This is a genomic window from Roseateles oligotrophus, assembly GCF_014204525.1.
In the GTDB taxonomy this organism is placed as follows: Bacteria; Pseudomonadota; Gammaproteobacteria; order Burkholderiales; family Burkholderiaceae_C; genus Paucibacter_A; species Paucibacter_A oligotrophus_A.
Genome location: NZ_JACHLP010000007.1, coordinates 192708 through 212329, shown reverse-complemented (window position 1 = coordinate 212329; position 19622 = coordinate 192708). Strand labels below are relative to the sequence as shown.

Here is a 19622-nt window from a genome sequence, read left to right as displayed (position 1 = left end):
ACCCATGCATAAGCATACGAACGAAGCGGACAAGGACTGCTTCAAAAACCAGGTGGTATTCATCAGCGGCGGCGGTACCGGCATCGGCGCGGCGGTGGCCCGGCAGATGGCCGAGGCCGGCGCCAAGCTGGTGCTGATGGGGCGGCGCACAGCCCCGCTGCAGCAAATGGCGGCCGCCTTGGCTCCGGCCGATGTGCTGCTGCTCAGCGGCGATGCCGCTAACGCCGCCGATGTGCGTCAGGCGGTGGCCCAGGCGAGCGAGCGATTCGGCGGCATCGACGTGCTGGTGGCCAATGCCGGCGGCCATGGCCTGGGCAAGCTGACGGACACCGACGATGCCAGCTGGGCGCAAGCCACGCGCCTGAACCTGGACACCGCCTTCGTCTGCGCCCGCGAGCTGATGCCGGAGCTGCTGAAGCGGCGCGGCAATATCGTCATCCTCTCCTCCCTGGCCGGGCATTTCGCCGGCCCCGAGGTGCTGGGCTATGTGACGATGAAGCATGCGCTGCTAGGCCTGACGCGCTCGCTGGCGCGCGACTACGGCCCGCTCGGTGTGCGGGTCAATGCCGTCTGCCCCGGCTGGGTGCGCACCGCCATGGCGGACGAACAGATGCAGGTGCTGATTCAAAAGCATGGGCTGAGGGACACCGAGGCCGCCTACCGCCTGGTCAGCCGCCACGTCCCGATGCGCCGGCCGGCCGAAGCGGCCGAGGTGGCCGATGCCGTGCTCTTCCTGGCATCCGGGCGCGCGGCCATGATCACCGGCAGCTCCTTGATGGTCGACGGCGGCGCCTCCGCCGTCGACCTGCCCACCATCGCCTTTGCAGACTGAATCGGGAGACCCGCATGCAACAGAATCAAGCCGCCCCGGCCGAGTGGAAGAACTACGAGGACTTTGCCAGCGGCATCGCCACCAACCGCCTGCCGGCCAGCCCCGCCCTGATAGGCCAGACCCTGCAGCTGAACCTGCCCGACTTCAGGCTGAGCCTCAAAGCCCTCAGCCTGCACCGCCTGCAATGGCAGGAGCAAGGCGCGCGCGGCGGCAGTGGGGAGGATGTCTACGAGGCCGTCGAGGTCGCACCCGACACCTTTTTCATCGACCTGCTGCAGGCCGCGCGGCCGCAGGAGGCGCTGACGCTGATCGTCAATCTGCGCAGCCACCGGGTGCTGGCCGTGCGCTGCCGGGTGATCAGCGCCGACGAGGCCGCCGGCCAGCCGCGCGTGCCGCAGGACTTCTGGGTCGGCAGCCTGGGCGATGATCCGGCCCTGCTCAGCGGCCCCGTCCCGGCCCCCAGCCGCGACCTGATAGGCCTGCGCACCTTCCAGACCTACAGCCCCGAGCACACCTATGAACACAGCTATCTCAGCTCCACCCGCTATGCCTGGCAATGCCTGGTGGGCGTGCAGCGCGGCCATGGCGATGTGGACCTGGCCAGCTATTACAAGTTCGACGAGGATCAGTACATCTTCACGTTCCGCGAATTCATCATCCCGGTCGCCTCGGTGTTCTTCTTCAACTTCGCCAGCGGCCGCTCCACCGGCAAATTCCTGGGCCTGACCGGCGCCGGCGAGATCGCCAACAACCCCGCCGGCGCCTTCATGCGCCTGGCCTCCAGAACCGAATACCCGGCCGATGCGGCCCCCGTCTGAAACAAGGTTCAGCCCATGCGCAGCAATCACCAGATCATTCAAGAACATTACGCCGCCTCCGACCGCAAGGACGTGGCGGCCATGATGGCCGATGTGGCCGAGGACGTGCGCTGGACCGAGGCCGCCGGCTTCCCCTGCGCCGGCACCCATATCGGCCCGGCCCAGGTCATTGACAAGGTCTTCAAGGTGCTGGGCAGCGAATGGGAGGGCTATCAGTTCAAGCTCGAAGCCCTGTTCGACGCCGGCGAGGTGCAGGTCGGCATCGGCACTTACAGCGGCCGCTACCGGCAGACCGGCAAGGCCATGCAGGCCCGCGTCGCCCATGTCTGGCGGCTGGAGGGCGGCAAGGTGCGCGCCTTCGAGCAGTTCACCGACACCTTGCTGGTGGCGCAGGCGATGCGATAAAGCCCCGCCCGCTCCGGCCCTTCTGCCTGGATCAAGGCCGCCTTCGGGCGGCCTTGTGCTTGCTGCATGCCCACGGCAGGCGCTACCGGCTCTTGACCCACAGTGCTCTTTATTGCCGGCCACCGGCACGGTGCACCGAGGGCTCTTTGGCAGTGCGTCCACAGTCAAACCGGGGCACCAGCCCACTCCTAGGATGAATTGTTGCCAGCGATGCAGCGCCACGGCATGCCGCCGAACAGCGCTCGCCGCGGGCATCACCCTCCCCCCTTCCATTCATCCAAGAGGAGACAAAGCCATGAAGAATTCCAAGCCCCAGCACAAGCCCTTGCTGGCCCTGAGCCTCGCGCTGCTGAGCCTGGGCGCACAGGCCACCGAAGGCGGTGGCGGCATCTACCCCAATGGCAATGAGAACTTTCTGGTCGGCGCCATGCCGCCACCCGGCAGCTATGTGCTGGCCTACGCCGGCCATGACCATCTGACCAGCTTGCGCGACAACAGCGGCAACAAGATCGACCTGCCCTTTGACGTCAAGGCCACCTTTCTGGCCACCCGCATCGTGCGCGTCACCGACACCCAGGTCTTCGGCGGCCAGCTGGCCTGGCATGTCATCTTCCCGCTGGTCAATCTGAACGTCGATGTGGCCGGCAATAGGGAAAGCAAATTCGGCCTGGGCGACATCGTCTTCGGCCCCGGCATCGGCTACCACGATGGCAATCTGCACTATGTGTTCGCGCTGGACATCAATGCCCCGACCGGCAGCTACGACAAGAACCGCATGGCCAATCTGAGCCGCCACTACTGGAATCTGGAACCGCTGTTCACCGCCAGCTATGTGCAGCCCAGCGGCGTCAATGCCGACATCAAGTTCATGTACGACCTCAATGCCGAGAACTCGGCCACCAAGTACAAATCCGGCCAGGAATTCCATTTCGACTACGCCCTGGGCTGGGGGTTTGGCAATGGCTGGGTGGCCGGCGTGGGGGGCTATGTCTACCGGCAAATCACGGCGGACAAGCTGGAGGGCGCGAGCGTGGCGGAAAGCAAGGGCCAGGCCATGGGCTTCGGGCCCTCGATCAAGTACGACAACGGCAAGGGCTTTTTCATCACCGCCAAATGGCAGCAGGACTTCAATGTGAGGAACCGCGCCGAAGGCGGCGGCCTGCGGCTGAAGTTCTCCATCCCCTTCTGATTCCGGCTGCCCCGGAGGGCCGGGCGCCCGCAGCGGCGGTGCGTCTGCGCGCAAGCCCGGCTGCGCTGCCAGTCAAGCACGGGCGGCCCGCCCTCCCTACAGTGAACCCGCCCATCCAAGGAGTCACTTCACCATGCGTCCGCGCGAACTCTCACAAGAATTTCTGGCCAAGCTGGGCTTTCTGGCCCGGCTCAAGCACGACAACTTCATCGACGGCCGGCCCTGGCCCAGCCGCAGCGGCCGCAGCATCCCCGTGGTGGACCCGGCCACCGAGATGGTGGTGGCCGAGACACCCGACAGCGATGCCGACGATGTGGACGCCGCCGTCGCCAGCGCCCGCCGGACCTTTGAGAGCCCGGCCTGGGCCGGCATGCTGCCCGCCGAGCGGGAGCGCCTGCTCTACAAGCTCTCGCTGCTGATCGAGGAGCATGCCGACGAGCTCAGCGCCCTGGAGACCCTGCAAAGCGGCAAGCTGCAAGGCATCGCCCGCATGGTCGATGTGGGCAGCGGCGCGGCCTTGGTCAGGTATATGGCGGGCTGGGCCACCAAGCTGGAGGGCCAGACCCTGCAGCCCTCCATCCCCGGCCCGCCGGGCCTGCAGTACCGCAGCCATACCCAGCGCGAGCCGGTGGGCGTGGTGGCCGCCGTCGTGCCCTGGAACTTTCCCCTGGCCATCGCCTTGTGGAAGGTGGCGCCGGCGCTGGCGGCCGGCTGCACCGTGGTGCTCAAGCCCTCGGAAGAGACCCCGCTGACGGCGCTGCGCCTGGCCGAGCTGGTGATGCAGGCCGGCTTCCCGCCGGGCGTGCTGAACGTGCTCTGCGGGCGCGGCCACACGGCCGGCGCGGCCCTGACCCAGCACCCCGGCATCAACAAGATCAGCTTCACCGGCTCGACCGCCGTGGGCAAGAGCATAGGCCGCGCCGCCGTCGACAATATGACCCGCATGACGTTGGAGTTAGGCGGCAAGTCGCCGATGATTGTGCTGGCCGACGCCGACCCGCAAGCCGCGGCCCAGGGCGCGGCCATGGGCATCTTCTTCAACCAGGGCCAGGTCTGCACGGCGGCCTCGCGGCTCTACATCCATCGCTCCATCTTCGAGCCGGTGCTGCAAGCCCTGGTGGCCATCGCCCAGGGCATGAAGATAGGCTCGGGCTTCGATGCCAGCACCCAGCTGGGGCCCCTGGTGTCCAAACGCCATTTCGAGCGGGTGATGAGCCATATCGACGCGGCCCGCCAGGCCGGCGCCCGCATCCTCACCGGCGGCGAGCGCGCCTTGCCGGGCGGCTATTTCGTCCAGCCCACCGTGGTGGTGGACGCCACGCCGCAGATGGCCATCCTGCGCGAGGAGGTGTTCGGCCCCGTCGTCGTCGCCCTGCCTTTTGACGAGATCGACGAGGCGGTGGCCATGGCCAATGACAGCCCCTACGGCCTGGCGGCCAGCATCTGGTCGCACAACCTCTCGGCCGTGCACCGCCTGATCCCGCGCCTCAAGGCCGGCACCGTCTGGGTCAACACCCACAACATGCTGGACATGGGCCTGCCCCTGGGCGGCATCAAGCAGTCCGGCTACGGCCAGGACCTGGGCCGAGCCTCGGTGGAGAGCTTCACCGAGTTGAAGAGCGTTTGTATGGCGGTCTGAGCCGCCCTGTTGACGAGCAAAAAAACGAACGGAGACAACACCATGAGTACCAAGCATCTGCGTCCCCAAACCTCCCTGCCTCTGCGCCTGCTGGGCGGCTTCGCCCTGCTGGGCCTGGCCGCGGCCGCCCAGGCCAACCCGAGCTGCGGCCTCGGCAATGGCAAGCCGGCCACGGGCGAGCCGCTGGCGATCGGCGCGGTGGTGGGCAAGACCGGGCCGGACGACTTCAGCTCCGCGGCCAGCGCGGCGGCGGCCTACTTCAAGTGCGTCAACCAGAACGGCGGCATCCATGGCCGGCCGGTGGACTACATCGTGGCCGACGACCAGTGGAACCCCGAGACGGCCACCCAGGTCGCCTCCAAGCTGGTCAAGGACCGCAAGGTGCTGGCCATGGCCGGCAGCACCAGCTTTGTGGAATGCGGCGCCAACGCCAAGATGTATGCGCAGGAAGACGTGATGGTGATCGCCGGCGTGGGCGTGCCGCGCGAATGCTTCAATGCCAGGAATTACGCGCCCATCAACTCCGGCCCGCGCGTCTCGGCCACCATCGCCGCCATGTATGCGGTGCAGAAATACCAGGCCAAAAAAATGGTCTGCATCATCCCCAACATCCCCAGCCTGGGCAACTGGGCTTGCGAAGGCCCCAAGGAATGGGGTGCCAGGCATGGCGTGGTGTCGGAGACCATCGCCATCGACCCCGGCTCGGCCGACGCCACCTCGGTGATGCTGCAGGCCGCGGCGATGAAGCCCGACGTCATCATCATGAATGTGCCGAAGGGCATTCTGGTGCCCATGCTGGCCGCCGCCGAGCAGCAGAACCTGGGCAAAAAGATCCACTTCGTCTCCTCCGCCCCGGCCTATAACGTCGATGTGCCCAAGGCCATAGGCCCTTACTGGAAGGGCCGCTTCGACACCAATCTGGAGTTCCAGCCCCTGGACTCGCAGGGCGCGGACAACAGGAACTGGCTGGCCTTGATGGACAAATACGCCGCCAAGTCCGACCCGCGCGACAGCTTCGCCCAGTCCGGCTATCTGGCCGCCCGCCTGCTGACCGAGGCCTTGCTCAAGATGGACCCGAAGAAGATGGACCGCGCCAGCGTCAGCAAGGCCTTGCGTGCCGTCAAGGGTTTCCAGAGCGACATCCTCTGCAAGCCTTTCTACGTCGGCGAGGGCCAGCGCCATAACGCCAATAACAGCGGACCGATGGCCAGCAGCAATGGCAGCGGCTGGAGCGTGGCCGCCGGCGGCTGCCTGACGGCGGAGGACCCGGAGCTGGCCGATATCCGCGCCGACGAAGCCAAGATGGGCGTCCGCTGAGAACGCGAGGCCGAGCGCGATGTCTGACTATCTGCCCTTTCTGGTCTCGGGCCTGGGCCTGGGCGCGGTCTATGCACTCTCGGGCGTCGGCCTGGTCGTGCTCTACCGCTCCTCCGGCGTGCTGAACTTTGCCTTCGGCGCGCTGGGCGCCATCGGCGCCTATGTGGCCTGGTCCCTGCTCGACGCCGGGCGGCCCCAGGCCCTGGCCTGGGCCGCGGCCCTGGCCACTGCCATGGGCCTGTCCCTGGCCTATGGCCGCCTGCTGGCGCCGCGCCTGGCTCTGCGCGACCCCACGATACGCAGCATCGCCACCCTGGGCTTTGCCCTGATCGTGATGGGCTTCACCGAGTGGTTCTGGGGCGAGCAGCCCCGCCGCCTGGTGCTGCCCACCGATGCCGATGGCCTGGAGTTCGGCGATGTGCGCCTGACCTATACCCGCGTGCTGGGCCTGGCCCTGGCCCTGGCCATGATGGCCGGCATCGGCCTGCTGCTCAGCAAGACCCGGACCGGTCTGAAGATGCGCGCCCTGGCCAATGACCGCGAGCTCAGCGCCCTGCTGGGCCTGCGGGTTTTGCAGGTGGACACGGTGGCCTGGGTGCTGTCGGGCGCCTTTGCCGGCGTCTGCGGCCTGCTGCTGGCCAATATCGTGCGCCTGCAAGCCACCTTGCTGACCTTTCTGGTCATCCCCGCCTTTGCTGCGGCCATGCTGGGCCGGCTCAACTCCCTGCCCATCACCGTCGCGGCAGGGCTTGGCATCGGCGTGCTGGAGGCCCTGGCCATCACCGTGCCGGGCTTTGCCCCCTTCCGCAGCTCGGTGCCCTTCCTGGTGGCGCTGATCGCCCTGCCCTTCTTCCGCAACGATGTGCGCAAGGCCTGAGAGCCGCCAGCATGAATACCCGAGCCCCTTCTTTCTCGCCCCCCAGCTACATGAACGATCCCGCCCTCCTGCCCCCCGCCAGCGCCCAGGCGCGCTTGCAATTGCAGCAAGACCTGAGCGCCGCGGCCCAGCGGGCCCGGCGCTCCTGGCTGCTGATGCTGGCCGGCCTGGCCCTGCTGGCGCTGGCCCTGCCCGGGCTGGCCAATGCCTTCTGGATGAAGAGCCTGATCTCCTCGCTGGCCTTGTCGGTCGCGGTGGCCGGCCTGGCCCTGCTCTACGGCCAGCTGGGCCTGCTCAGCCTGTGCCAGCAGGCCTTGCTGGGCGCGGGTGGCTGGGTGGCTCTGCGCTTGAGCCATGGCTTCGGCCTGCCGTTTGAGCTCTGCCTGCTGGCGGCGGGCCTGAGCTCCTGCGTCATCGGCATGCTGGCCGGCCTGCCGGCGCTGCGGCTCAAAGGCCTTTACCTGGCCCTGGTCACGCTGATGATGGCGGGGGCTTTCCAGGTGCTGGTCAGCGCCACCGGCTTTCCCGATGGGGGCGGGGGCTGGCTGGGCCGGGTGGTGGGCAGCGAGCGCCTGATGATGGCCCGCCCCGCCCTGGCCTTGTCGGACGAGGCCTATTTCCGCTACGTCGCCGCCTGCCTGGCCGGCGTGCTGAGCCTGATCGAGCTGCACCGGCACAGCCGCGCCGGCCGCTCCTGGGCCCTGATACGGCGCGGCGAAGCGGCCGCCACCGCCGCGGGCGTCAACATCCTGCTCTACCAGACCTGGGCCTTTGGGCTGGCGGGTTTTTGCGCCGGCGTCGGCGGCGCCCTGCTGGCCGGGGGCGTGGGCCAGCTGGATGGGCGGGCTTTCGGCGCGGGCGAGTCGGTGATGATGCTGGCCCTGACCGTGGTGGGCGGCGTCTACCACTGGCTGGGGCCCATCATCTCGGGCCTGCTGATGCGTGCCGTGCCCTCCTTGCTGAGCGATTTCAATGTCAACGGTTTTCTGGCCGACATCTTTTTCGGCGCCGCCCTGCTGCACGCCCTGATCACCGCGCCGCAAGGCATTGCCGGCCAGTTGCTGGCGGCGCTCGCCGCCTTGCGCCAGCGCTTGCGGCCGGGGCGCAAGACCACAGAGGCGGAGCAGCATGATTGATATTCAAAATCTCAGCGTCGCCTTCTGGGGCGTCAAGGCCATCGACGGCCTGACGGCCCAGCTCAGCGCACCGGTGTGCGGCCTGATCGGGCCGAACGGCGCGGGCAAGACCACCCTGGTCAATCTGCTCAGCGGCCTGGTGCCGGCGGCCGAGGGTCAGGTCTTGCTGAACGGCCAGGCCCTGCTCGGCAAGACCCCCATCCAAAGAGTGCGGCTGGGGCTGCGCCGCTCCTTCCAGACCGAGCAGGTGGTGGAGGATCTGAGCGTCTGGGACAACGTCCGCGCCATGCTGGACCATGTGCCCCACGAACGCGGCAGCGTCAAAGCGCAATTGACCGAGGTGCTGGAGTTCACCGAGCTGAGCGCTGTGGCCACCCGGCTGGGCCGGCAGCTCAATCTATTCCAGCGCCGCATGGTGGAGGTGGCCAAGGCCTTGGTCGGCACGCCCAGACTCCTGCTCTTCGACGAGCCCGGCGCCGGCCTGACCGAACAGGAATCGCTGCTGCTGCGCGCCGCCATCCTGGCCATACCGCAGCGCTTCGGCGCCCAGGTGCTGCTGATAGACCACGATGTGGACCTGATCAAGGCAACCTGCAGCCAGACCCTGGTGATGGACTTCGGCCAATGCCTGGCCCTGGGGCCGACCGCCCAGGTGCTGGACGACCCCGCGGTGCGCCGCGCCTATCTCGGCGGCTGAGCCAGGATCGAATCATGTTGAAAGTCAAGAATCTGCGTTTGCAGCGCGGCGGCAAGCCGGTGCTGCACGGCATCGACCTATGCCTGCGCCCCGGCCAGATCAGCGCCCTGGTGGGCGCCAACGGCGCGGGCAAGTCCAGCACGGTGATGGCTGTTGCCGGCGTGCTGCCCATCAGCGACGGCGCCATTCTGGTGGACGAGCAGCCCATGCATAACCAGCGCCCCGAGCGGCTGCGTGCCGCCGGCGTGGCCGTCGTGCCCGAGGGGCACAAGGTGCTGGGCGATCTGTCGGTGCTGGACAATCTGCGCGTCGCCGCCGCCGCCCTGCCCGCCGCGGCGGTGGCGGCGCAGATCGAGCGCGTGCTGGCCATCTTCCCAGAGCTGCATGCCAAGCTGGGGCTGGCGGCCAAATCCCTGTCCGGCGGGCAAAAGCAGATGGTCTGCATCGCCCAGGCCCTGGTCGTGATGCCGCGCTATCTGCTCATCGACGAGCTGTCCCTGGGCCTCTCGCCCCTGATCGTCAAACGCCTGGCCGATGTGGTGCGCGAGGTGGCGGCCCAAGGGGTGGGCGTGCTGCTGATCGAGCAGTTCACCAGCCTGGCCCTGGACCTGTCGACACAAGCCTATGTGCTGGAGCGGGGCCGCCTGGCCTTCAGCGGCACTTCGACCGCCTTGCTGGCCCAACCCGAGATACTGCACAGCAGCTATCTGGCCTCGGGCCAGGCGGCAAAAGTCCAATAACAAACTAATTTATTGATTTGATCCACTGGCGAACTTATACTGCAAGCCATGCCCACCCGGCATCCGATCCGCTTCAGGAGTTCCCATGTCTCTCGGCGCCCAGGCCCTCAAGCCCAGCAAAACCGGCAAGCCCGGCAAGGCGGGAGCGTCTCCCGGCGATCTGCACAGCCCTGTGGCCGCTGAGGCGGCGCTGCGCACATTTTTCCGCATCGCCCAGGCCTGGGGCCTGAGCAATGAGGAACAGCAAAAGCTGCTGGGCTGCGGGCGCAGCACCTTCTTCGACTGGAAGGCCGGCCGCATCAAGGCCGGCCTGGACGCCGCCACGCTGGAGCGGCTGTCCCATTTGTTCGGCATCTACGCCGGCCTGCAAATCCTGCTGCCCATCCCCGAGCGGGCCGATGCCTGGATCAAAAAGCCCAATACCGCGCCGCTCTTCGGCGGCCGCAGCGCGCTGGAGCGCATGCTGGCGGGCCAGGTGTCCGACCTCTTCGTCGTGCGCCAATACCTGGATGCCCAGCGCGGCGGTGTGGCCTGATGGCTGATCTCGCGCTGTGCGAGCTGTTCTGGGCCGACTCCTGCCGCCTGGTGCCCAGCCGCTTTCCGCCCATCTCCCTGTTTGAACGCGTGGGCGATCCGGCCGATCTGGAGATCGTGTTCGCCATCGAGTCGCTGGGCAACCCACGCCTGCGCGACGAGGCCGGCGAGCTGATGCTGGTGCCGCCGGAGCAGCGCATCAGCGGCCCGGGCTGCAGCCCCATCATGGCGGCCTTCACCCATCTGAACCCCGAGGGCAGCCGCTTCTCGGACGGCAGCTATGGGCTGTACTACGCCGCCGCCTCGCTGGAAACCGCGGTGGCCGAGGTCAGCTACCACCAGGCCCGCTTCCTGGCCCGCACCCAGGAGGCCGCCATCGATGTGGACATGCGCTGCTACCGGGTCGGCGTACGCGCCCGGCTGCACGATTTGCGTGGCCTGCAGGCACACAGCCAGTACCAAGCCCTGTTCGACTCCGACAACTACGCGGCCGCCCGTCTTCTGGGCGCCCGGCTGCGCGGCTCGGGCAGCCTGGGCCTGGTCTATGACAGCGTGCGCCATGCCGGCGGCCAATGCCTGGGCCTGTTCAACCCGCAAGCCACCCAGCCCCCGGCGCGGCAGGCCGAGCATGTCACGCTGCGCTGGAACGGTCAGGGCATCCACGAGTGGTATCTGAAGTCCGACCACCACCGCATCTGACAGAGAACGGCGCGCGCAACAACTGTACACTTATACAGTCATGCAAGCCGATCTTCCCCCTCTGAATCTCAAGCCCAGCCGCGTCCATCTGAATCGCTTGATGCAGATCTGGCGCTCGGCCGGCTGGCCCAGCCAGGACGCCGTGGAAATCGATCTGCTGGCGGCCCAGTGGGTGGAATGGGCGAGCTGCGAAGGCCAGCAGACCTTGCGCCTGACGCCCAGCGGCATCCGCTTGCTGGCCGAGGCCCGCCAGCAGGGCAAACGTGCCAACAGCGCCCATGACAAGCTGGCCGGCCTGGTCGCACAGCAGTTGATGGACGCGGGCCGCATCGTCTGGCAAGAGCTGTCGCTGCGGGCCCAATTTGGCGAGGAAGCCGAGGCCGCCGAAACCCTGGCCCCGCAACAGACATTTGCCTTGCTGGCCGACCCGCCGCCCGCGGCCCCGCCCAAGCATTGGCGCATGGCGCGGCCCGATGTGTTCTCGCTGCGCAATACCTCGGTGGCCCGCTATCTGCACCCGGTCATCCACGAGATCAAGGTCAGCCGCGCCGATCTCTTCTCCGACCTGCGCAACAAGGCCAAGCACGAGTCCTACCAATGGCTGTGCAGCGAGCTTTACTACGTCTTCCCGGCCGGCACGGCCGAGCCCAAGGAGATCCCGGCCGCCTTCGGCATCTGGCTGCTGCACGGCAAACCCGAAGACGGGCAGTTGGAACTGCTGCGTCCGGCCCGCCACCGGCCTTGCGAGCTGCCCTTCCCCGTGTGGATGGCCCTGGCCAAGGCCACGCCCAGCCAAGGTCCGCAGGCGCAAGCCGCCGACCCCGAACAAGCCGGCCTGCAGGACGAGAGCCCGCGGTGAAGCCCTATACCGTGGCGGTGCGCGCCCTGTGCGAGTTCAGCGCCAAGCGCGGCGACCTGGACCTGCGCTTCACCCCCGCCCCCAGCGCGCTGGAAGGCATAGAAGGCCATGCCCTGGTGGTGGGCCGGCGGGCGGCGGGCTACCAATCCGAAGTCAGCCTGAGTGGAGAGTTTGAGGACTTGCGGGTGCGCGGCCGCGCCGATGGTTACGACCCCGAGCGCCTGCGCCTGGAGGAGATCAAGACCTTCAAGGGCCGGCTGGAGGCCATGCCGGCCAACCACCGCGCCCTGCACTGGGCCCAGCTCAAGGTCTACGGCGCCCTGCAATGCCAGGCCCTGGGGCTGGAAAGCATAGAACTGGCCCTGGTGTATTTCGACGTCAAGCACCAGACCGAGACGGTGTTCACCGAGCGCGCCGCGGCCGACGATCTGCAGGCCTTCTTCCAACAGCAATGCGAGTTCTTTCTGGGCTGGGCGCGGCTGGAGTCGGCCCACCGAGAAGCCCGCGACGAGGCCTTGCTGGGCTTGCGCTTCCCGCATGGCGAGTTCCGCGCCGGCCAGCGCGCTCTGGCCGAGGCCGTCTACAAGGGCGCGGTGGCCGGCCGCTGCCTGCTGGCCCAGGCGCCCACCGGCATCGGCAAGACCATCGCCACCCTCTTCCCCCTGCTCAAGGCCGCACCCGCCCAGGGCCTGGACAAAATCGTCTTCCTCACCGCCAAGACCTCGGGCCGCGGCCTGGCCCTGGACAGCCTGGCCAGCCTGCAAACCCCGGCCCGGCTGCGCGTGCTGGAACTGATCGCCAAGGACAAGGCCTGCGAACACCCCGACAAGGCCTGCCACGGCGAGTCCTGCCCGCTGGCCCAGGGCTTTTACGATCGCCTGCCCGCCGCCCGCCTGGCCGCCATCCGCCTGAGCACCCTGGACCGCCAGGCCTTGCGCGACTGCGCGCGCGAGCACGCGGTCTGCCCCTACTACCTGAGCCAGGAGCTGGCGCGCTGGGCCGATGTGATCGTCGGCGACTACAACTACTACTTCGACCAAACGGCCTTGCTGCACGGCATGGCTCAGGCCTATGGCTGGAAGCTGGCCGTGCTGGTGGACGAGGCCCACAATCTGGTGGAGCGGGCGCGCAAGATGTATTCGGCCGAGCTGGATCAGCAAGCCCTGGCCTGGCTCGGCAAGAGCGCCCCCGCCGCGCTGAAGAAGCCGCTGGAGCGGGTCAAAAAGGCCTGGGCCCAGCTGGCCAAGGCGCAGAGCCAGCCCTACCAGGTCCATGCCGAGATCCCGGCCCAGCTGTTGACGGCCCTGCAGCAAGCCGTCAGCAGCATCACCGAATACTGGGTCGAACACCCGGCCGATAACGACGAGGCCTTGCAGGGCTTTTACTTCGAGGCCTTGCACTTCACCCGCATGGCCGAGTCCTTCGGCCCCCATGCCTTGTGCGATACAACGCTGGAGGCGCCTGAGCCCGGCGCTTTCGCGCGCAACAAGAAGAACCTGCGCCTGCATCTGCGCAATGTGGTGCCGGCCGCCTTTCTGAAGGAGCGCTTCGAGACGGCGCACGCCATCACCCTGTTCTCCGCCACCCTGCAACCCAGCCAGTTCTATCGGGACCTGCTGGGCCTGCCCGACAACGCCGCCTGGGTGGATGTGGCCTCGCCCTTCCGGGCCGAGCAGTTACAGGTCCGCATCGCCGGCCATCTCTCCACCCGCTACCGCGACCGTGAGGCCTCGCTGCAAGCCCTGGTGCAGCTGATGGCGGCCCAGTACCGGGCACGGCCGGGCAATTACCTGGCCTTTTTCAGCAGCTACAGCTATCTGGAGCAGGCCTTGCAAGCCCTGCAGCGTCAGCATCCCGAACTGCCCACCTGGACGCAATCGCGCCGCATGTCGGAGGGCGCGCAGCAGCAGTTTCTGGATCGCTTCAGCGCCACCAGCCAGGGCATTGCCTTCGCCGTGCTGGGCGGCTCCTTCTCCGAGGGCGTGGACCTGCCCGGGGCCCGCCTGATCGGCGCCTTCATCGCCACCCTGGGCCTGCCCCAGGTCAACGAGGTCAACGAGCAATTCCGCCAGCGCCTGGACGATTTGCTGGGCCAGGGCTACGACTACACCTATGTCTTCCCGGGCCTGCAGAAGGTGGTGCAAGCGGCCGGCCGGGTGATACGCACGGTGGACGACGAGGGGGTGATCCATTTGATGGATGATCGCTACCTCAGCCCCCAGGTGCAGCAACTCCTGCCCAGCTGGTGGGGCCTCAAGCATCACGGAACATAGGCTTATGAACAAAAAGCACAGCCTCCGCCTGGCCTCGGCGCTGGGTCTGGCCCTGAGCTGGCCGGCGCAGGCCCAAACGGCACAAGACTGCCGCGACATCGACGAGGACCGCGCCCGTCTGGCTTGTTTTGACCAGGCCAGCGGCCGCAACGCCAAGCCCGCGGCCGCGGCGCCGGCTCCCGCGCCCAGCCTTGCGCCGCCCAAGGAAGGCCCCGTCGCCGCGCTGGAATCCTCCCGCCACCGCAGCATGCTGGAACGCTGGGATATGACGGATGACTTGCGCCCGCACGACTTCATCCCGCGCACCCACAAACCCGTCTATGTGTTGCCGCTGTCCTTCACCGACCGCGTCAACGAAGCACCCTTCCGTGAACAAGGCCTGGTCGCGGGCGGTGTCAACACCAACCAGGAGCCGGCACGGCTGCAAGGCCTGGAGAGCAAGTTCCAGCTCAGCCTGAAGACCCGCGTCTGGCATGGCCTGATCGGCTCGCACGGCGATCTCTGGTTTGGCTACACCCAGAGCTCGCGCTGGCAGGTCTATAACGGCGCCATGTCGCGCCCTTTTCGCGAGACCAATTACGAGCCCGAGGCCATCTTCGCCTTCAAGACCCCGTATGAAATCTTCGGCTGGAAGGGGCGCATGAGCCATCTTTCGCTGACCCACCAGTCCAATGGCCGGGCCGACCCACTGTCGCGCAGCTGGAACCGGGTGATCGCCGAGTTCGGCCTCGAAAAAGGCGACTGGACCCTGCAGATCCGCCCCTGGTGGCGCATCCCGGAAAGCAGCGGAACGGACGACAACCCCGCCATCAGCGACTACATCGGCCGCGGCGAAATGCTGCTGAGCTATGGCGCCGGCGGCAAGGTGCTGACCCTGCAGGCCCGCCACTCCCTGCGCGGCGGCGCCAAATCGCGCGGCTCGCTGCAGCTGGAATGGGCCTACCCCCTGGCCGGCCAGCTCTTCGGCTATGTGCAACTCTTCAGCGGCTATGGCGACAGCCTGATCGACTACAACTTCCGCCAGACGCGTTTGGGCCTGGGCGTCTCCCTGGTCGAGTGGTTATGAATATCGGTATGACTTTTCGCATGATGAAGCGCGCCGCGATAAACCGAGCGCGTGAAGCGCGATAAACAGTTGGGCTGAGACTTGCTCAGCATGCAAGAGAATTGCGCCAACTGTAAACGGTGGCGTTCAGACCGTGATGTCGACGTCAGTCAGCGTCGGGGCATCGCCCTCGATCACGCCGTCGCGGAAGAACACCGAGCCGCCCACCGTGCCGGTACCGCGCGCCTGGACCCGCCCGCCGCCGGGAAGTTCCAGCGTCGCCACGCCGTCAACGATTGCGATCACTTTGCCGACCTGCAGGGCCGGATTCGGAAGTAGGCGCCGGAACGCCGCAAATAAGTTAGACACGGGTTTCGACTCCCAGGGTTTGCCAGACTTCGGGGAAGCCGGCGTCGACTGCCACGCTTCGGACGATGCCGGTGCGAACGTCGGGGCCGTCCGAATACTGGACGACCTTGCCGGGACGGAGGATGCCGGTCTGAGCCAGCACCGGCAGCTTGAGCGAGGCCAGCACCGACCGGCCGCCGGCGGAGAGTTCGGCAATGCCCCGCATTCGGGCCGCAGTAGCGTGGACGATCAGCGGATCCGTGACCATGGGCGCCAGCTGATCGCCTGCAGTCCCGCCGATCGTTACCCGGCCCCGCACGCCAGCGCGCGCGCCCTGCACGAAGATCCGGTTGAACGCGGGCTTGCTGATCCAGTCGAGGCCCTCCTGGGTCACGACGGCGCTGGGCAAGGCCACGCCGCCGGCCAGATCGCCCCACTTCCAAGCGGCCACCGGATAGCGCGGCTTGATGTAGAGCGTGCGGTCCTGGGCGTGCGGCTGCACGTAGGCGCCGACAGCTGCAGCAATCGAGTTCAGGGCGCCCATGCGCGAGCCCTGGAACGACCAGGCCCCGGCGGGCACCAGCCAGTTGTCGATGCCCCAGTCCACGGTCCAGCCGGTCGTCGCCAGCGCATCCTCGGCCAGTTGCCGGGCCGTACGGTCGGCGGGTGTGCCCAGGTTGATCGGCGGGCTGTAAGGCGCGTCAAGCTCGGCAGACCGGCCACGGCCGCGCAGGGTCAAGCCGCTCTTACCGTGGGCCCGAGCGCGGCTCAGGCTGTCGGCCATCACGCGGTAGATCTCGCCGTTGATGTGGGCCAGAAGCTCCACCGGGTCGCCGCCGGCCGCTGGCGTCACCAGGGCCAGGGAGGAGCCCGGCAGCGAGGCCGAGAAACCCCAGGTCCACGAGTCAGCGTCCAGGCTCAGTGCCATGCCGTCGACTGGCACGGGTGTGCCGTCCACCAGGGTAAGGGAAACGTTGTTCTGCACGATGTAGGTCCTCCGAACCGGGACGACGATCTGGGTTGCCTTGCCGCCGCACTTGAACTCGATCAGCGTGTCGGTCGAGGCCGGGGTTTTGAACTCCACCACGACCGCACCGCCCGGTGGCGGGCGGTAGCAGACATGAGGCTCGGGGCCAGGCGGAACCCAAGGCACGATGACCGAGGCGCCGGGATCGGGCAGCTTGCCCAGCTGCCACGGGCTGCGTTCGTCCAAGCCTAGGCCGCTGCCTTCACCCCACAGTGCCCGGGTCGCCAGCGACCGGCGATCGCCCTGCCCCCAGGTGCCCAGCTGGTCCTCGGCGATACGGGCCAGCTCCTGCCAGCGGCTGAGTGTCAGGGCTGAGCGCTGCTCGGCCAGGGCCCATGCGGTCGACTTTGCAGCTCCCGCCCTGGCCGAGGCCTGCCACCCCGGCCCCGAGGCTGCACCGCGGCCCTGGCCGATACCCCAAGCGCCCGCAGCCTGTGGGGAGGCACGGCCAGGCCGGTCCCAATCCGCTCGCAAGCCTGCGGGATTCGGGCGCCCGGGCGCCCAGGGCAGGCCTGCAGACGTGCGGTAAGGCGTGGACTCGGCGGTGGGCAGCGAGGCGCCCTGGCTGCGCTGCTGGCCGGGCTGCCATGGGTTGCTGGTCTGCGCGACGACCTTGCGCCAGCTCGGGCCCGGCGCGGTGTCGCCCTGCAGGGCGATCACGGGCGGGGAGAACATGATGGCGATCGAACCCGAGGCGTCGCCTGGGCTGAGCCCGTCGTCAGGCTGGCCGAACACCAGATTAACCGGGTGCGACGTGTCGAGCAGCCGCCTAAATTTGAGGTCGTTGTCGGCCATGGCCTACTCGCTGAACACTGCCGACTTGATCCGAACCAAGGAGCCGGGCGCTCCTACATAGGAGTCCAGCACCAGGCCGCCCGGGCCGGCGATGAAATCGAGCAGCACCAGGCCCGCGCCATTGACAAGGCGGCCCCATGTGATCTGCCCGCCGCCGATCCGAGCGCCCTGGACGTTTGGCTCCAGCGTGAGCGTAGAGCCCGAGACCGTGCCAGAGGGGTTCGGCAGAACGATCACGACCTGCAAGGCCTCGACGGTCACGTCGCCAGGTGTCGCCGGCCACTGCCCCGAGTACAGCCAGAACTCGCCAGGCGACCCTCCGCCATCGATGGCGGCCAGTGTCGCGGCCAGCCGCGCAGACTTCCAGGCGAGGGTCGGGTAGAAGCTCATGGGATTGGCTGAATCCGGTCTTTCACTTCGGCATTGAAAACACCCGTGTGATCGTGGGACAGCACGAAATAGCCGTCGGGCGCAGCGGGCAGGTTCTCGAAGGCATAGGCGCCCGTCACGGGGTCGGACCACCCCTCGCGCACCATGCGCGCGCTCTGCCGGTCGAACAGCCGCACGCGGCGCGACACTGGCACGTCGGGCGTGCCGTCGATGAACACGGTGCCGGCAATTCTGTACGGGCCAACATCGAAGCCGTAGCGGGCCTGGCCGTAGCGGGCCCGCCCCGGGCCTCCTGCAGGCCAGGATGTCGGCAAACGAGCAGACCGGCCGGCTGCCCGTATTGCTGGCGTAAGCGGAGACTCGACGGTGAGGGCCACCGCGGAGAGCGTGTTGCCCACCAAACCCTGCCCTGCCCCGAACGTTGGGCCGAACACGGTCCATTGCTGCAGGTCATTGGAAGCAGACACCCACGAACCTGCCAGCGGCCCCGTGTACTCAATGCTGCCAAAAAGCAGGGCGACCTCAGCAACGACGGTCGGCACGCCGAAGTCGTATGTACCCTCCGCGACTCGCCCTGCAGGCCCAGGAGAACCAGAGTTCCAGGCAGTCGCCGGGTCCCCATCAATCGCACGCAGGCCCACCTCGGTCACGTCTTGACTATTGACGGTGAACGTGCCGCCCGGCACGGTCAGATCGGGCCCGCCCGGAACCCCGCGCAGCTCAAGATCCCGCAGCCAGGTGCGCCCGTTCGGGTTACCGGTGAGGAGGTTGACTCTCCAGTATCTGTATGCGCCCATTGTTTACGCCCACGGGCCCGAAATATCGATCAGCAATCCCGCAGGGCTGGCGTAGACCCCGCCCGGGCTGCAGGGCACTACGAGAAACGTGCGATCCGACCCCGCGAGGTTTGTCAGCTTCCGCAGTCTCATCATGACCGCGATGTTCCCAAGGGCCGCGGCAAAACCTCGTACTTCGCCGCGGATGGGGTTCTGGAACGGGGCATTGAGTTCTGACAGGAAGACCGGCATCCGAACGACCAAGCCGTTATCGACCGGGCTCGGGTATCCCGGCGAGTTGCCGCCGCCGGAGGTCGAACCGTTCTCCCCGATCAGAGCGAAATATGTCGACCCACCGATCCCGTTGCTTGAGCGGGCGAGCAGCGCAGATCCGTCCTGAGACGGGGCCGCCCCCAGTTGTCGGGTGCCTCCCAGGCCGGCCGCGTTCAGGCTGAGGTCATACCCTCCAGTGAGGATGCACCCGAACGGGTCACCTGCTCGGTACGACGCGATGTCCCCAAACCCCAGGCCGGCCAGGGTGCCGTAGCTGGTAAAGGTGCTTACGTCACCTCCCGGGAACGAGTCTGTGAAAAGGTAGAACGTCCGAGAATCGCCGACCAGGATCCAGCGGTATACCTTTGTCGAGTTGCCGCCCTTGCCCCAATACTGACCGCCAGCAGGCCCGACCGCACGCCCCGAACCAAAGTCCACATCGGTCATCGACTCGTACATATCCGCTCGGGCGATATTGTTGCCCGGCATCGCTGCCCCCGCATCGTCAATCCGCAGCACCATCGCCGTCGCAGCCGGATCCATGCGCTGATAGACGGCCTTGGTGTTCCCATTCGCGAACTGCTTGGCCCAGCCCAGCGGCGCCCGCTTGACCGAGAGCGTTCCTGCGGCCGAGCCGTTGGGCACGCCAGTCGCGTCGAACGTGAACGTGTTCGCATTGACAACGGTGATGCGCTGGCGACCGTTCAACGCAGCCTTGTCGGTCACGCCGGCGATCAGGTTGACCGAGTCGTCCGGCAGACCGTGTCCCGCGCAGCTCGCAGTGGCGAGGCCGCCGCTAACCGTGATGCTCTGGACGGTCTTCAGGTTGTAGCCGTTGATCAGGCATGCGTCGAGCACGCCGATAAGGGAGCCTGCCGCGTTGTTGAGCGTCGGCGCGCCGGCGTCGGTGGAGTCGAAGTAGACGACGGAGGTGGGTGCTGGCATATCTTTGG

General features: G+C 67.5%; 20 protein-coding genes. 15 read left to right on the top strand and 5 right to left on the bottom strand.

The window, feature by feature from the left end; genetic code table 11:
- The first annotated feature begins 4 nt into the window (after positions 1-4).
- The 15 genes from HNP55_RS17875 to HNP55_RS17805 all read left to right on the top strand — a co-directional run bounded on the left by HNP55_RS17875 (position 5) and on the right by HNP55_RS17805 (position 15081).
- Positions 5-832 (top strand): SDR family NAD(P)-dependent oxidoreductase, encoded by an 828-nt coding sequence (locus HNP55_RS17875; protein WP_184302448.1) that lies wholly within the window; start codon positions 5-7, stop codon positions 830-832.
- Positions 833-846: 14 nt separating this feature from the next.
- Positions 847-1650: a MoaF C-terminal domain-containing protein gene (locus HNP55_RS17870; RefSeq protein ID WP_184302446.1), complete on the top strand. Its 804-nt coding sequence runs from the start codon at positions 847-849 to the stop codon at positions 1648-1650.
- 15 nt (positions 1651-1665) lie between these two features.
- Positions 1666-2055, top strand: coding sequence for a nuclear transport factor 2 family protein (locus tag HNP55_RS17865; RefSeq protein ID WP_184302443.1), 390 nt, complete (start codon positions 1666-1668; stop codon positions 2053-2055).
- 295 nt (positions 2056-2350) lie between these two features.
- Positions 2351-3244 (top strand): transporter, encoded by an 894-nt coding sequence (locus HNP55_RS17860; protein WP_184302440.1) that lies wholly within the window; start codon positions 2351-2353, stop codon positions 3242-3244.
- 133 nt (positions 3245-3377) lie between these two features.
- Positions 3378-4883 carry an aldehyde dehydrogenase family protein gene (locus tag HNP55_RS17855; RefSeq protein WP_184302437.1) on the top strand — a complete coding sequence of 502 codons (1506 nt, stop codon included), beginning with the start codon at positions 3378-3380 and terminating at the stop codon, positions 4881-4883.
- Positions 4884-4925: 42 nt separating this feature from the next.
- On the top strand, positions 4926-6200 hold the full coding sequence (locus HNP55_RS17850) for an ABC transporter substrate-binding protein (protein WP_184302435.1): 1275 nt from the start codon (positions 4926-4928) through the stop codon (positions 6198-6200).
- Positions 6201-6219: 19 nt separating this feature from the next.
- The gene (locus HNP55_RS17845) at positions 6220-7077 is read left to right on the top strand and encodes a branched-chain amino acid ABC transporter permease (RefSeq protein WP_184302432.1); all 858 of its coding nucleotides are present in this window, start codon (positions 6220-6222) and stop codon (positions 7075-7077) included.
- Between the two features lie 11 nt (positions 7078-7088).
- Positions 7089-8213 carry a branched-chain amino acid ABC transporter permease gene (locus HNP55_RS17840; RefSeq protein WP_246448504.1) on the top strand — a complete coding sequence of 375 codons (1125 nt, stop codon included), beginning with the start codon at positions 7089-7091 and terminating at the stop codon, positions 8211-8213.
- Entirely contained in the window at positions 8206-8910 is a 705-nt protein-coding gene (locus HNP55_RS17835; RefSeq protein ID WP_184302429.1) for an ABC transporter ATP-binding protein, read from the top strand. Before HNP55_RS17840 ends, HNP55_RS17835 begins: the two co-directional genes overlap by 8 nt.
- Before the next feature lie 11 nt (positions 8911-8921).
- A complete protein-coding gene (locus HNP55_RS17830) occupies positions 8922-9650 on the top strand; it encodes an ATP-binding cassette domain-containing protein (protein WP_184302724.1) in 729 nt (242 codons plus the stop codon).
- 85 nt (positions 9651-9735) lie between these two features.
- Positions 9736-10185 carry an MbcA/ParS/Xre antitoxin family protein gene (locus HNP55_RS17825; RefSeq protein WP_184302425.1) on the top strand — a complete coding sequence of 150 codons (450 nt, stop codon included), beginning with the start codon at positions 9736-9738 and terminating at the stop codon, positions 10183-10185.
- A complete protein-coding gene (locus tag HNP55_RS17820; protein ID WP_184302422.1) occupies positions 10185-10883 on the top strand; it encodes an RES family NAD+ phosphorylase in 699 nt (232 codons plus the stop codon). The genes HNP55_RS17825 and HNP55_RS17820 overlap by 1 nt, the downstream gene beginning before the upstream one ends.
- Positions 10884-10923: 40 nt before the next feature.
- Positions 10924-11742 (top strand): hypothetical protein, encoded by an 819-nt coding sequence (locus HNP55_RS17815; RefSeq protein ID WP_184302419.1) that lies wholly within the window; start codon positions 10924-10926, stop codon positions 11740-11742.
- Positions 11739-14015 carry a helicase C-terminal domain-containing protein gene (locus tag HNP55_RS17810; RefSeq protein WP_184302416.1) on the top strand — a complete coding sequence of 759 codons (2277 nt, stop codon included), beginning with the start codon at positions 11739-11741 and terminating at the stop codon, positions 14013-14015. The genes HNP55_RS17815 and HNP55_RS17810 overlap by 4 nt, the downstream gene beginning before the upstream one ends.
- A gap of 4 nt (positions 14016-14019) precedes the next feature.
- Positions 14020-15081, top strand: a complete 1062-nt coding sequence (locus HNP55_RS17805) for a phospholipase A (protein WP_221439651.1) — start codon at positions 14020-14022, stop codon at positions 15079-15081.
- A 126-nt stretch (positions 15082-15207) separates the two neighbouring features.
- On the opposite strand, the gene HNP55_RS17800 is transcribed toward HNP55_RS17805, so the two are convergent.
- From HNP55_RS17800 to HNP55_RS17780, 5 genes are read right to left on the bottom strand one after another with little or no spacing between them, the layout of a single operon-like run.
- Positions 15208-15429: a hypothetical protein gene (locus tag HNP55_RS17800; protein WP_184302411.1), complete on the bottom strand. Its 222-nt coding sequence runs from the start codon at positions 15427-15429 to the stop codon at positions 15208-15210.
- On the bottom strand, positions 15422-17230 hold the full coding sequence (locus HNP55_RS17795; protein ID WP_184302408.1) for a hypothetical protein: 1809 nt from the start codon (positions 17228-17230) through the stop codon (positions 15422-15424). The genes HNP55_RS17800 and HNP55_RS17795 overlap by 8 nt, the downstream gene beginning before the upstream one ends.
- 3 nt (positions 17231-17233) lie before the next feature.
- Positions 17234-17620, bottom strand: coding sequence for a hypothetical protein (locus HNP55_RS17790; protein WP_184302406.1), 387 nt, complete (start codon positions 17618-17620; stop codon positions 17234-17236).
- Positions 17617-18417 (bottom strand): discoidin domain-containing protein, encoded by an 801-nt coding sequence (locus HNP55_RS17785; RefSeq protein ID WP_184302403.1) that lies wholly within the window; start codon positions 18415-18417, stop codon positions 17617-17619. Before HNP55_RS17785 ends, HNP55_RS17790 begins: the two co-directional genes overlap by 4 nt.
- Before the next feature lie 3 nt (positions 18418-18420).
- Complete coding sequence (locus HNP55_RS17780; protein ID WP_184302400.1) at positions 18421-19614, bottom strand: hypothetical protein; 1194 nt, start codon at positions 19612-19614, stop codon at positions 18421-18423.
- Positions 19615-19622 lie beyond the last annotated feature (8 nt).

Excerpts from the sequence above, each read along its gene's own strand:
- HNP55_RS17835 (WP_184302429.1), top strand. The coding sequence starts at position 8,206 with ATGATTGATATTCAAAATCTCAGCGTCGCCTTCTGGGGCGTCAAGGCC.
- HNP55_RS17815 (WP_184302419.1), top strand. The coding sequence starts at position 10,924 with ATGCAAGCCGATCTTCCCCCTCTGAATCTCAAGCCCAGCCGCGTCCAT.
- HNP55_RS17785 (WP_184302403.1), bottom strand. The coding sequence starts at position 18,417 with ATGGGCGCATACAGATACTGGAGAGTCAACCTCCTCACCGGTAACCCG.
- HNP55_RS17870 (WP_184302446.1), top strand. The coding sequence starts at position 847 with ATGCAACAGAATCAAGCCGCCCCGGCCGAGTGGAAGAACTACGAGGAC.
- HNP55_RS17865 (WP_184302443.1), top strand. The coding sequence starts at position 1,666 with ATGCGCAGCAATCACCAGATCATTCAAGAACATTACGCCGCCTCCGAC.
- HNP55_RS17860 (WP_184302440.1), top strand. The coding sequence starts at position 2,351 with ATGAAGAATTCCAAGCCCCAGCACAAGCCCTTGCTGGCCCTGAGCCTC.
- HNP55_RS17820 (WP_184302422.1), top strand. The coding sequence starts at position 10,185 with ATGGCTGATCTCGCGCTGTGCGAGCTGTTCTGGGCCGACTCCTGCCGC.
- HNP55_RS17790 (WP_184302406.1), bottom strand. The coding sequence starts at position 17,620 with ATGAGCTTCTACCCGACCCTCGCCTGGAAGTCTGCGCGGCTGGCCGCG.
- HNP55_RS17780 (WP_184302400.1), bottom strand. The coding sequence starts at position 19,614 with ATGCCAGCACCCACCTCCGTCGTCTACTTCGACTCCACCGACGCCGGC.
- HNP55_RS17850 (WP_184302435.1), top strand. The coding sequence starts at position 4,926 with ATGAGTACCAAGCATCTGCGTCCCCAAACCTCCCTGCCTCTGCGCCTG.
- HNP55_RS17840 (WP_246448504.1), top strand. The coding sequence starts at position 7,089 with ATGAATACCCGAGCCCCTTCTTTCTCGCCCCCCAGCTACATGAACGAT.
- HNP55_RS17855 (WP_184302437.1), top strand. The coding sequence starts at position 3,378 with ATGCGTCCGCGCGAACTCTCACAAGAATTTCTGGCCAAGCTGGGCTTT.
- HNP55_RS17795 (WP_184302408.1), bottom strand. The coding sequence starts at position 17,230 with ATGGCCGACAACGACCTCAAATTTAGGCGGCTGCTCGACACGTCGCAC.
- HNP55_RS17805 (WP_221439651.1), top strand. The coding sequence starts at position 14,020 with ATGAACAAAAAGCACAGCCTCCGCCTGGCCTCGGCGCTGGGTCTGGCC.
- HNP55_RS17845 (WP_184302432.1), top strand. The coding sequence starts at position 6,220 with ATGTCTGACTATCTGCCCTTTCTGGTCTCGGGCCTGGGCCTGGGCGCG.
- HNP55_RS17875 (WP_184302448.1), top strand. The coding sequence starts at position 5 with ATGCATAAGCATACGAACGAAGCGGACAAGGACTGCTTCAAAAACCAG.
- HNP55_RS17825 (WP_184302425.1), top strand. The coding sequence starts at position 9,736 with ATGTCTCTCGGCGCCCAGGCCCTCAAGCCCAGCAAAACCGGCAAGCCC.